This is a genomic window from Mesorhizobium sp. M0306 (assembly GCF_040321655.1).
Lineage (GTDB): Bacteria > Pseudomonadota > Alphaproteobacteria > Rhizobiales > Rhizobiaceae > Mesorhizobium.
Genome location: NZ_JAMYRY010000020.1, coordinates 102,847 through 115,884, shown reverse-complemented (window position 1 = coordinate 115,884; position 13,038 = coordinate 102,847). Strand labels below are relative to the sequence as shown.

The 13,038-nt window shown below is 59.5% G+C and carries 5 protein-coding genes and 2 pseudogenes; 3 read left to right on the top strand and 4 right to left on the bottom strand.

The features are described from left to right. Positions 1-2,874: Ulp1 family isopeptidase (locus NKI95_RS23730; RefSeq protein ID WP_352719593.1), on the bottom strand; the 2,874-nt coding region annotated here is incomplete at its 3' end. 1,070 nt (positions 2,875-3,944) lie between these two features. Here NKI95_RS23730 and NKI95_RS23725 point away from each other — a divergent pair. Together NKI95_RS23725 and NKI95_RS23720 are read left to right on the top strand one after the other, a co-directional pair. After that, positions 3,945-4,322, top strand: a pseudogene (locus NKI95_RS23725) (type IV secretory system conjugative DNA transfer family protein); the annotation flags it as partial. A gap of 641 nt (positions 4,323-4,963) precedes the next feature. Beyond that, the gene (locus NKI95_RS23720) at positions 4,964-7,498 is read left to right on the top strand and encodes a two-component system VirA-like sensor kinase (RefSeq protein ID WP_352693030.1); all 2,535 of its coding nucleotides are present in this window, start codon (positions 4,964-4,966) and stop codon (positions 7,496-7,498) included. A gap of 814 nt (positions 7,499-8,312) precedes the next feature. Here the strand turns inward: NKI95_RS23720 and NKI95_RS23715 are convergent. Together NKI95_RS23715 and NKI95_RS23710 are read right to left on the bottom strand one after the other, a co-directional pair. After that, positions 8,313-9,052: pseudogene (locus tag NKI95_RS23715) on the bottom strand (oxygen-independent coproporphyrinogen III oxidase); the annotation flags it as partial. A 907-nt stretch (positions 9,053-9,959) separates the two neighbouring features. Beyond that, a complete protein-coding gene (locus NKI95_RS23710) occupies positions 9,960-10,118 on the bottom strand; it encodes a hypothetical protein (RefSeq protein ID WP_352480533.1) in 159 nt (52 codons plus the stop codon). A 149-nt stretch (positions 10,119-10,267) separates the two neighbouring features. Here NKI95_RS23710 and NKI95_RS23705 point away from each other — a divergent pair, with 149 nt between their 5' ends. Beyond that, on the top strand, positions 10,268-11,455 hold the full coding sequence (locus NKI95_RS23705; protein ID WP_352693032.1) for a Fic family protein: 1,188 nt from the start codon (positions 10,268-10,270) through the stop codon (positions 11,453-11,455). Positions 11,456-11,532: 77 nt separating this feature from the next. Here the strand turns inward: NKI95_RS23705 and NKI95_RS23700 are convergent, their stop codons facing one another. Further along, positions 11,533-13,026 (bottom strand): NAD-dependent succinate-semialdehyde dehydrogenase, encoded by a 1,494-nt coding sequence (locus tag NKI95_RS23700; RefSeq protein ID WP_352719590.1) that lies wholly within the window; start codon positions 13,024-13,026, stop codon positions 11,533-11,535. Between the last annotated feature and the right edge of the window lie 12 nt (positions 13,027-13,038).

Sequence of the window (13,038 nt, the reverse complement as noted above, 5' to 3'; positions counted from 1 at the left end):
CGCCTCCCATGGCAATGCACCCACTTGATGGGTGGGGGCCTGCATCAGCACGCGAGCGCCTGAATTGCCGATCTCGCTCAGCTGCTTAGCTTTCCCAGGGAGCTTCTCTGGCCGACCCAATGCCTTCTGCGGCCCGCTGTGCTGCGCAGCGGCGTCCCCAATGGCACGAGCCTCCATGCCGACTGCGTCTTCCGGACGAGCAGCAAGGGCAATTTCGCGCCCGAGTGCGGCGTACGGCGGGAACTTCCGGAGATGAGCTAGTGCACTGATCCACCGGTTACCACTGGAGTCCAAATAACGCCTGGCATCTTCATCCAGCGACTCCTCGTAAAGCCGAGCCGCAATCCCCGGCCTGTTGTTTTCATGCAGGTATTGACTGAAACGTCTAAGAGTAGCCGCATAGTCCTGAGTGGTTTTGGGATTCGGCCCGGTCGCAGGCTCTGCCTCGTACTTTTTGATGAGAGCCGCTTTGTAATCTCTGATGAGCTCGGCGTCGACAGGGTCGGGATTCAGGGCAGCGCGGCCCACCATTGGCGCTCCGCCCGCCGACTCTTTGAGACGACCCAGTGCTCTAGCCACGTTCGAGGAGCCACTCTCGCGCTGGTACTCTTTGAGATCCTGATCCAGCAACGGATCGTCAAGCCGAGCAGCAAATCCCGGCTTGTTATTATCAAAGAGCCAACGACCAAAGCCGAGAAGAGAATTTACATGGTCCGTGACCGTGCGCTCCCCGACCTTACCGGCATAGAGTGCTGACCGCAGCCCTTCGACAACGGTCGCATCGTTGGAATAAAGAGGACGCTTGTCGCGACCGGAGACCACTACTGGAGGATCTGGCTGCACCGCCGCCGGCATAGAACGAGCATGGTCACGCAACTCGAACGGTGCGGGGGGATTCAGATCAACCACTGACGAATCCGGCGCATGATGATGGCGTGTTTCCCCGGGAACAACGTCCCGTACGAACACCGAGTCTGGGTTGCCTTGGTCCGGCGCGACTGGAGCCAGGGCTCTGTCGTGCAACGCTCGCGCTGACTGGCCGAGCCGCTTGATCCGCTGGTGAAACGTCCCAACGGGGCTTTCCTTAACCGCGTCTCGCGCCTGTCGGTCCATGAGTTCAAAGTTCGTGAGATAATTTGCCGTTCCAGATGTATCGTCACCCATGAGTCGGGTTTGTAGTGCCTGCCGATTGACGACGAGGTTGTTGAGGTTCAGGTCTGGCTGGTCTGGCTGCCATCTTTGCAATCGCCCAACCAGCGCCCGCGTGCCGTCCACCACGTAGACTCCGCAATCCCACTCGTTGCTCTGCTGGGCGATGCGGGGTAAGTCCACGCGGGTCTCCAGGCTGGCGCCCAGCCTTTCTGCGAGGTGTTTTGCAAGCTTGTCATGCCATCCGCTGACGGAGTCATAATGATAGGCAACCGGCCGTTCCCGGTCGCTGCGATCAACGAACAGCAGCGACCAATGTTTGCCGCGCTCCGCAAGAGTCTTACCGCCATCGCTCACTGGCACGAACAGGAAGTCGGCTGTGTCGTTACCGTTCTGATTATGGACGATGCGCTGGAATGCGCTTAGCTTGTCGCTCTCGGAGCCCAAGCGCAGATGATAATTGGCTACGAGGGGATCCACGAACCGCGTCCGGGCGGCGAGTTCTGGATTGTTCCCCTGCAACTCCTGCTCCAGGAGCTGGTAATCCCTCTGGATATGTTCGTCGCCTAGCAATTGCAATGCGCCGAGCACCCGCCCGCTGGGGTCGCCGAAAACACCAAAAAACCCTTCGACCGCGGGGGACATCCCCTCAGGAAAGAGCTCTGGCGAGGCGGAATTCCCCGCCCGCAAGCTGGGCGGAGCGAATTCCGGTGGCCTCAGTGGCACCTCCTCGCTTGGTAGCAGGTTGCTCCTGTCCTGTGCAGCGATCCGCTCGTCCGGCGCGCGCTGGTCGCCGTCGCGCCAGATCAGGGGACGAAAGGACTCTGCGGGATCCGAGGCTTGGTGATGGTGCCCAGTTGGTACGAAAGACGATGGCAGAACAGCGGCGTCTTCATTAGCTTCCCCAGGGAGCTTCTCTGGCCGACCCAATGCCTTCTGCGGCCCGCTGTGCTGCGCAGCGGCGTCCCCAATGGCACGAGCCTCCATGCCGACTGCGTCTTCCGGACGAGCAGCAAGGGCAATTTCGCGCCCGAGTGCGGCGGACGGCAGGAACTTCCGGAGATGAGCTAGTGCAATGATCCTCCGGTCACCACTGGAGTCCTTATAGCGCTTGGCATCTTCATCCAGCGACTCCTCGTGAAGCCGAGCCGCAATCCCCGGCTTGTTGTTTTCAACCAGGTATTCACTGAAACGTCTAAGAGTAGCTCCATAGTCGTGAATGGTTTGGCGATTCGGCCCGGTCGCAGGCGCTCCCTTGTACTCTTTGATGAGAGCCGCTTTGTACTCTTTGATGAGCACGGCGTCGGCAGGGTCGGGATTCAGGACAGCGCGGCCCACCATTGGCACTCCGCCCGCCGACTCTCTGAGACGACGCAGTGCCACAGCCACAGTCGAGGAGCCACCACTGCTCTCGTACTCCTTGAGATCTTCATCCAGCGACTCCTCGTGAAGCCGAGCAGCAAATCCCGGCTTGTTATTTTTAAAGAGCCAACGACCAAAGCCGTAAAGAGAATTTACATGGCGCTTGACCGTGTCCTCCTTGGCCTTACCCGCGTAGAGTGACCTCAGCCCTTCGACAACGGTCGCATCGTTGGAATAAAGAGGACGCTTGCAGCCGCGACCGTCGGAGACCACTATTGGAGGATCTGGCTGCACCGCCGCCGGCACGGCGGAACGAGCATGGTCACGCAACTCGAACGGTGCGGAAGGATTCAGATCACCCACTGACGAATCCGGCGCATGATGATGGCGCGCCGTTGAGTGACCCGGCTGCAGCACCGAGGCACCTAGCATCGACCCACTGCCTCCGGCGTACGGCGCCGCGGCGTGTTCTTGTCCGCTCCCTTGCATCATGGGCTGCGCTTCCCATGGGGCCGCGCCTTCGATGAGGCTCAGGTCTCCCTGAGACGGATGAGGATGGAACGGGTCTGGCAGAGCCGGAACGCCGGGGGCGGGAATTTGGGCAGCGGCTTGGCGCGCCTCGCCCGAGCGCTGCTCAAAGCCCTCTTGCCCGGCCTGTGCCGCTTGCTCTTGAGATGCCGGGGGCTGCACCTGCCGCCAACCTGTTACATTGGATAGGTCAAATTTGTGCCGGTTCACGCTAGCCTCACGTCCACAGATCAGCTGAGCAACCTACTCGGGCATACTTACGAGAAGCTGACGAGGTCCGCGGTCCCGGAGCGGGTAGGCCTAATTTTCTGCGCGCCGATTGCGCTGGCGCGACGTAGCCCGGCCTTTTGCCAGCTCGGCAGCTACGGCTCGCAAAGAGCGTCGTAAGGCTTGCGGAGCCGCCCCTCAGCTCCCGTCGAGGAGCAATCCACAATTCACATATTTGGAGATGGCTCGCTGGTTTACCGGTCTGCGAGCCCTGCAAGCCCATGCTTCAGATGCCGCCCGTGCAGAGGTATTTCATTTCGAGGTAGTCCTCGAGGCAATGGCGGGAACCCTGCGTCAGCGGGAGCGTCAGCTACATAGTCGATAACACGCGCTTTTTACCTCGGTCTCGGCTCGCAACGATGGATTGCTAACGGCGAACTCATGCTGGTCGGCAAGGCGATACTGGCTGGAGCATCAACTCGGCCGACGAGAGTGGCCACACCATCCTAGACAGGATCGGCCGATATGCCCGGCATCGCCGCTCTGCAAAAAGCACAGCGGGCATCCAGACGTTGCCGGGTTGACTATGGGTGTCCGAACCGCGAAAAGAGGCCGCTCTTTATGAGTGGCGTGCGCTGGCAGTCTAACCCCAAGCCCCCCGCCCGGGCTGCCGGCGCGCTTCTAGGAACATCGAGGTAGATGACGAGACTCCGAACTACATTTCCAAAGCTATCGGTGGATTCACATTTCAAGCCCAATCGATTTCCTACAGCCAGGCGCGAACGTTCGATTGGAACATTCAGAATTCACATCAAGGTGCACCGCTATTGCGTCCCGAACAGGTTCGGCTGCTCGATGACGACTACGAGATTGTTCTCATCAAAGGTCTGCCACCATTAAAATTGAGGAAGGTGCGATATTTTTCGGATCGCATTCTGAAACGCATCTTTGAACGCCAGACAGGCGCCCTCCCGGAGCCGGCGCCCTTGACGGGAGCAGAGGAGGCGCTCTCCGCAGAATCTCAACTCGATGACCCGCTGTGTGAATTGGCGCAGGACTTTGACGATACAGTTTGATGTGAGGCTAGTATGAACCCGCGAAATAGTAATCCATCCCGTGTAACAGCTTTGTCGCAGGTGCAGGACGCCGGCTTGGAAGACGGGCAAGCGGTCCAGGCCCGGCGAGTGGGCTTTGAGCAGCACGTGTCCGAGGCGCTCCGGCCGCTGTTCGATGGTCGAGCTGACGAGCCGCCTACCGGTCCAGAGGAGCTTCTGCGACTGGAAAAGGGGTTTCGCGAGGTGCTTCAGCGAGGGCAGGATCATCAAGCCGCCTCGTCTTTTTTCAGCGATCCAAGGATGCCCGCTGGACGGGATGACCCCAAGGGAAGCGTGTCGGACGCTTTCGCAGCAGCCGGCTCTAGGCACGCCGGAGTTGAGGCCGCCGCCCCGCCAGTGTTAGCTGCCAGCCAACAGCAGATCCGGCCCTCGCCAGTTGCGTTTGACCGACCGGTATCATCCTCGGCTGCTGCAGGCGTGCGCTTGTATGCCCCTTCGATGATCTCTCGGAAGACCAGTTCCGAAAACTGCGATCAGTTGCCCGCCTTGTGCTGCCGCCTCGCCGTCGAGGTCGAAACGCCCGCGAATCAATGGAAGGTCAGCGGGCCATCGGGGCAGAGTGCAACGGCGTCTACACCGCCTATTTGAGGGGAGAGGTACACTTGGCTTTCCTGTTCCAGCAGCATCCGGCCGCACACCGACGCGATGGGGAGCTAGAATTCAAATCGGACCTTCGCAAGGCACGCACCGCGGATCAAACGCCGTTCGTTTGGGAAAAATGGCTCAGTACCGACAAAGCTTCTGTAATGGCCCTAGTGGCCTCGGTTGCGCTCTTGGTCGCGATACAGTGGCAAGACCCCCAGATCAACGAGGCGGTCCTAAGCGAACTGCGGACGATTCAGATCAACTACGCATTGCTCCAGCGAGACGTCGCCCGCGCCGACATGGTATTGGACTTCCGTTCCGTTGCTTCTACCGGGCAAGCATTAAAAAGGAACCTCCAAAACTACCAACGCCTTGTTGAGATTTCGCCCAATGAGAGCTCCGGGGTGCACTCCAGGTTGGTTGCACAGCTCAAAAATTCCCTCGAAAACACAGAAGCTGCCATCTCGGCCTCGGCCGCGCAAAATGAGCTTCTGCAAAGCTCTCTCGTACGCTTTGCTCGCTCGGCTAATCGCCTTCGGGGGGGAGTGTCGAACAGGCCTGAATTTTCCAATCTGATCCTTCAATTTTCGGCCAGACCGGGATTCAGCCTCGCATTACAAATCGATCAGTCTCTCCGCCGACTTCCTCCTAGCCAGGACCAAGTCACGGAGGATGTTGCCCGCGAGGGCCGCGCTATCCTGTCCTCAATGTTGAGGTTGGACCGCGCTGTCAATCGGATCCCATCCTTCGACACGTTCGCCAAGGCTGCCGAATTGGAGCGAGAACATCTGAAAGCCTACAGCTTCGCCAGCGCGCAAGCGCAGCGTACACGACTTTTCTTTGGCTTGGTGTCCATATGCCTCTGCTTGTTTGCGACCATTCGAGCCTCCACGCTGCATGTGCGGACGAACCGGTTGGAAAGGCGGTTAGAGCTTGAAGCGGCGATGAGTGAGATCGAAGCTTGTTTCATCGACAGTCAAGCAACGAAGGCTTCGCGGCGCTTCTCCACCGAAGCAGCGCTTAGACTCATTCAATGCGTTTTCGATGCGGATCAATGCGCGCTTGCTCTGGTGGATCCGAGTATCAGCAGGAATACCGAGTACTTTGTCGCGAACAAGCGCATGCGCGTCTGGAACGCCACGCTAATCAATGAAGTCGTCTCACTTGTACACCCGGAACAGCCAGTGTTTCGCGTCGTTCCCGCGTCGGAAGTGGTTCGGACTGCCGTAGGCACTACCGGTGTTTGTCAAATTGTTGGTTGCAGGGCCTCCGATCAGCAGGCTGCGGTTTGTATCCTTGTTTTTGAAGGAGATCGCTCACCACCCTCCACAGACGACCTCCTGGTTCTGGCGAGCGCTACTGTGCGTTTAGGCAACCATCTTGAAATGCAACGTGTACACACGGAACGTAACCTTTTTGAGAGTCGATGGGAGCATGCGGAAAGGCTGACGGCTGTCGGCACAATCGCAAGCGGCGTTACACATGAATTCAATAATGTTCTAGGAGCAATAGTCGGCTACGCAGAGATGGCTAAAGGTCTTGTGCGTCGCCCCTCGAGAATTCGGGGCCACATCGGCCAAATTATCTTGGCCAGCAACCGAGCCAAACTGATTATTGATCAAATTTTGTCACTAAGCCGAAATCGGAAGCGCGTGACGATGCCTTTCGACGTCTCGGAGAGTGTAATGGATCTCGCGCCATTGCTGCGGGTTGCACTTCGTGTGGATGTTCAGTTGAACTTCAAGATCAACGAGTGGCAAACGGTGATCGAGGGCAGCCCGACCGAGATACAGCAGATCCTTATGAATCTATGCAAGAACGCGTCGGAGGCTCTCTTGAATGAGGGCCGTGTCGAGATTAGCGTTTCTCGCGCTCACGTCTGTCAAACGAAGCCCGTGGCTAAGGGCACCTTGAAACCGGGAGATTACGTTCTCCTCTCCATCAGCGACGATGGCCAAGGAATCGCAAGTTCGGTGCTTCCGCATATCTTTGAGCCCTTTTTTACCACGCGCTCTCGCGTCGGCGGGACCGGACTGGGTCTTGCTGCAGTGGACCGCCATGTGAGCGCGCTCGCAGGATGCCTTGACGTCACCTCGGCTGTTGGCCGAGGTACACGCTTCGATCTCTACTTACCGGCCTGCGCTGAGGAGCAGGTCAGAGCTGATAGCGCTTTCGGCCCATGCGATGGATCACTTGGCAACGGAGAAATCATTGCAGTCGTTGACCCCGATCCAGCAGCGTTGGAGATCTACAAGGATAAGATCGCCGCGCTGGGTTATAAGCCGGTCGGCTTCGCGACCTTCGAGAGTCTTTGCGACTGGATCGAGAGCGGGAAGGCAGCCGACCTCCTAATTTTCGATAAAGCGACTTTCCTCGGGCCAGGACAGCCCGAAGCCGTACGTACCACCCTGATGACGGTGCCCATCATCGTCGTTGGTGGAAGCGACCCCATGCCGATCACATCTGGTAATCAGACCTTCGTCCTTTGGCTAGCCAAACCGGTCTCGTCCAGGACGATGGAGCATGCAATTCGTAGGATGATAATGGCATGATGCCGCCGACGCGCTCAGGATACCGAGCTACCGAGGCAGTCGGAGGCGGAGCCGGCTGGGATCCAGCAAATACAAGAGCGTCGGACGATCTCTGCGCACCCGGCTCATGGCGAGTTCCCCTCGAACACTGTCGTCGGCTTCCGCCCAAGGAAGGGCTCCCCGACCACGGCAAACCTGCCGCCGTGCTCGTTACCGTCAAGGACAAGTCGCCGCGCGATGGGGTCTGCGGGCCTCCATCCTTGACAAGTCACTGCGCGCTGGCGGCGACAGGCGACGGGTAATATAAGGTCGGGACGAGGAGATGGTCGCCAATCGGTCACGCAAGATGGTTGACGAAATGACTCGAGAGCAAAGATTGACAATCATCGCCCCATTCACGCCAGACTTCTCCTGTGCGTTCATCATCGGCTACGGCTCCTCGCTGCCCCGACAAGGCTATCGCCGCCCGGCCGGGCAAGCGATATCCCAGGTTCCGACGTGTTCCTTTCATGCTAGATGGACCTAGGCCCGGCAGGGCGGGAGCATGAGGCTGGGTTCTCGGTCGCGGATCTGTGAGGCAAGCACGGGGTAAGCGACGGCTCGACCCACCATTGGGAAGGCCGGCTTCGGCACGGAGGTGCGGCCTCGGCGTTGAGAGGCATCGGATCGGGTGTAGCAGGACTTTCGAACTAACTGCCGACAACACACTGGATAGGCTGTTCTCGTCGTTCGGTCCAGTTCACCAACGCCTATGTCGACATTTTACGGCGCTTCACTACTAACCGGGCACCGCACGATGGCAGCTCGTTCTCTCCGGCAAAAGATACTCCCTGTGTTAGCTTCCGTGTGTGTGCTTGCCCTCACCTGCGGGATACGTAAGGCCATCGCTAAAAGCATCGAATGCGGCAGCGACAGCGCGAATCCCAAAGCGATGCTCCCGCCGTACGCGGACAAAACCGTTTTCGAAGTCCACTATTCCGTCCTTGGCCAGCATCGCCAAGCGCTCATCTGAACCGCGAAGACGGATCGGATCAGATCCGTGGGCGACACAGATTGCCGGCACGTCAGCCTCGAAATCGCACATTAATCGCTCGATGATTGCGGCTCGCACGCGGTCGTCGTCTGTGAGGCGATGGCCCTTCGATGTCGCCAGTCGGCCAGCTGCGATGTGCCGGATGTAGAAATCCCGTGTAACTTCGTTTTGAACGTACCCTGGCCGATGCGGCCGATAGCCGACGCGCCGAAACCGATCAGGGTTCTGCAGGTATCGGCAGAGTAGCCCAACGAGTTACGTCGCAGGCGACCTGTTTCCTGTGCCAGCGCGAGCTCGTCGTGCGGCAAGGCGAAATGGTCGAGCCCGATCTCCCGGTAGCCGGCGGCAACCAGCGTCACGGCGACAGCCGCATGCTGTTCAGCGCGGGCAGCGCTGTGGGGAAGAAATTCCGCCTCGATGAGGCGCTGGTTCTTTATTTGGGATGGGATATGCGAGTAGCCGAACAAGGCAAGCCGGTCGGGGCGCATGGCGACCGCTGCCCTCGCCGTCTCGACCCACGACACCACCGTTTGACGCGGCAGGCGTCCCATGGTGATAACAAACCACCTTGCCGCTGAGCTCGCCTGTGTCTTTGCGTTATGCCAGTCCGTTCCGCTTAGATGTCTTGGCTGTTCCCGCCGAGACCTCACGCGCACCGTTTTATTCCCACCATCCCTCCCCGTCAGCTCCGCCTGGGAAATTCTGCCAGCTTGCCGGATCCGACGAGATAATGCAGCGCTGGGACGGACTTTGCTCGCCAGCTAGCGACCGTGGTGATCTCTGCCAAAAGGACGAGGCCATGAACGCGATCGGCGCTAACGGTGGCGGTTTGTATAAGCCTTGGGGTGGGAACTGGGCCTTCTATGCTGGCGCCACATACAAGCTCAACGAGACAACTTCGTTCTACCTTCGGCTCTCCCGGTGACCAGCTCTCAGTAGCGTCGCGGCAAACGTTGCCTATGGGCTTCTTTTCGATTTCACAGCTACGGCCACTCCAAACTCAGCAGTCGGCAAGATGGAAGGCTCCAACGGGAACTGCCCAATGCGAACAAGAAGAGCAGTGTCGGCAGTAATCCTGCGCCTCGAACGCTCATCCTAACGCCGTGAAGCGTTGAGCTCCGAGGTTGAGCAGACCAAGCCCGCAACACGCTCCAAGAGAACGGCGCATAGAAGCCATACGAGATTGCAGCCTAGCCTCGGGGCCGGACGTTGTTTCATATCAGACCGGTGGGGATGAAGCCTGCCATCCAGCACCCGGTCAGTTTCAGGTCAAACTTGAACTCCCAGTCGGGTCAGAACGCGATCAACTGGCAGTCCGGGCACTTAAAAATGACAAATGGATCGCCTGCTTTTGGGCCATCCATGGGGAATTCGGGCGCGAGAGAACAAGCTCACACAGCATAAGCGAAGCTCCAGGCGAATGTTGCGCTGGCCGAGGCAGAACCATGTTTAAAGCTGCCTGTTTTCCACCTCGAACCTGTCTGAGTCCGGCCGATCGTCATGGATCGGCCAAAGCATCGGCCAGATGGCTCCCTCAATTACGGTTTGTGCATAGTTGTCAGTGCGATAGGCCTGCCGAACATCGGCCATGATCATCATCGGCAGCATCGATTTGTGTCCAAGCCTGGCAGCGGTGGCAGTGCCGAGGCCCGCAAGTCCGCATGCCGACGATCGGCCAGAAGATCGGCCAAACAATCTGGTCAACTGAAAATTTAGGTTAATAATCATGCATTTGGCGGAACCCAAGATCGGCCAATATGGAAGAGAGCGTACAGCGCATCGAACCGGCACGCCTACCCGATCTATCCGAAACTATCTCGGATGCGCTGGTAGAGCTGTCGGCGACGTCGGCTGTTTTGGGCAAAAGCCTGCACTCGCGTACCGCAGCCAACCTCGCCCATCTCGTGCGCATCATGAACACCTACTACAGCAACCTGATCGAAGGCCACGATACGCGCCCGCGCGACATCGAACGGGCGCTGGTCGGAAATTTCGATCGAGACGAGAACCGCCGCAATCTGCAGCTCGAGGCGGCCGCGCACGTTCGCCTGCAAGCCGAGATCGACCGCCTGGCTGCCGATGGGCAGTTGCCGGAACCGGCATCGGTAGGTTTTCTTCGATGGCTGCACGCGGAATTCTATCGCGATGCCGAAGCGCCCATGCTGACCATCAAGGGTGCCGGCCGTGAGTTCGTCACGGCGCCAGGTGAGTGGCGATCGAAGCCAGAGCATGATGTCGCCATCGGCCGGCATGAACCGCCTTCGAGCGATCGCGTCAACGATTTCATGCAATACTTTGCCATGCGTTATCGCTTCGTTAAGCTGGGCAAGGCCGGACGCATCCTGACCATTCCTGCCGCGCATCACCGCTTCAACTACATTCACCCGTTTCCGGACGGCAACGGACGCGTCAGCCGATTGATGAGCCACGCCATGGCCCATCAGGCCGGGATCGCCGCGCACGGGCTGTGGTCGATCTCACGAGGCTTGGCACGTGGCGTGAAAAGCCGAACGGATTACAAGAGCATGATGGATCATGCCGATATGCCCCGCCAGGGTGATCTCGACGGACGTGGCAACCTCTCCGAACGCGCACTCGGCGATTTTACCTTATGGTTCCTGCAGGCGTGTATCGATCAGGTGAGCTTCATGACCGGACTGTTCGATCTCGACACGTTGGCCAAGCGGCTGTATCGGCATGTGGAGCGCAGTGGTCTGAAGCCCGAAGCCGGCCGCCTCGTGGAGGAAGCGCTCACGCGCGGTGAGTTTGACCGCGGCGAGGCATCCCGTATTAGCGGACTACCCGAACGTACGGCGCGTCGAGTGTTCAATGACGTAATCGCGCTCGGACTATTGGCGTCGGAAACGCCAAAGGGCCCAGTGTCCCTACGCTTTCCGGCGGACGCTCTGGACGCGCTGTTTCCGAAGCTTTTTCCGGAAACGTAAGAGCATAGGGCGCACACGATCTTAGGTCACTTCTCCTCGGAACCAGAAAGATTTTCACCGGATCACCCGCGGGTTCGTCATTCCGCGTTCTGAGACGCGGGAAAAGCCGGCGCACTAGAGCCGAGGCCGCCGATGCAGACATATTTGGTGTCGAGGTAATCCTCGATGCCCTGATGTCCGCCTTCCTTGCCGAGGCCCGATTCCTTGACGCCGCCGAACGGTGCCTCCGGCGTGGTGATGAGGCCTTCATTGACACCGACCATGCCATATTTCAGCCCTTCCATGACGCGGAAGGCGCGGCCGAGATCGCCGGTGTAGAAATAGCAGGCGAGGCCAAATTCGGTGTCGTTGGCAAGCGCGACGGCTTCCTCTTCGGTCTCGAACTTGAACACCGGTGCGACCGGGCCAAAGATCTCTTCCTTCATGAAGCGCATCTTGGGTGTCGCGTTGGCGATGACCGTCGGCTGGAAGAACGAACCGCCGAGCGCATGGCGCTTGCCGCCGGCAACGATCTTACCGCCCTTGGAAGTCGCGTCCGCGATCAGTTCCTCGACCTTCTCGACCGCCTTCTCGTCGATCAGCGGTCCCTGCTGCACGCCGTCCTCGAGGCCGGAACCGACCTTCAGCCCGTTGCTGGCGGCGGCGAGCTTCTCGACGAATTTTTCGTAGACGCCAGCCTGGACCAGGAAGCGGTTGGTGCAAACGCAGGTCTGACCGGAATTGCGATACTTGGCGGTGATCGCACCGGCGACGGCACGCTCGATGTCGGCGTCATCGAAGACGATGAACGGCGCGTTGCCGCCGAGCTCCATCGACACCTTCTTGACGGTGACGGACGACTTCTGAATGAGAAGTTTTCCGACCTCGGTCGAGCCGGTGAAGGTGATCTTCGACACCAGCGGATTTGCGCAGATCTCATCGCCGATCTCGCTGGCCGAGCCGGTCAGGACATTGATGACACCCTTCGGGAAACCGACCTCCTCGGCGAGCGCGCCCCAGGCAAGACCCGAGTACGGCGTCTGCGAGGCGGGCTTTACGACCGCGGTGCAGCCGGCGGCGTGCGCCGGGCCGAGCTTGCGGGCCAGCATCGAGGACGGAAAATTCCACGGCGTGATAGCGGCGATGACGCCGACCGGCTCCTTGGTCACCAGAATGCGGCGATCCGCCCAGGGTGACGGCACCACGCCGCCATAGGTGCGGCGGCCTTCCTCGGCGAACCAGAGGATATAGGCCGCGGCCGAGCCGATCTCGCCCTTCGATTCGAACAGCGACTTGCCCTGCTCGATGGTCAGCAGTTCGGCCAACACGTCCTGATTGTCCATCATCGCGTCATGCAGCTTGCGCAGCAGCTTCGAGCGCTCGAGCGCGGTCGTCTTGCGCCAGGTCTTGAAAGCTTCTGCAGCGGCTTCGATGGCGCGGCGGGTCTCGGCCTTGCCCGACTTCGGCACGGTGCCGATCTTGAGACCGGTGGCCGGGTTGTTGACGTCGACCGTCAGTCCGCTGTCGGCCTGCACCCACTCGCCGTTGATGAGATTGGCCTGGCGCATGAAATGGCTGGTTTTCTGAAGCATGGTCTGGCCTCC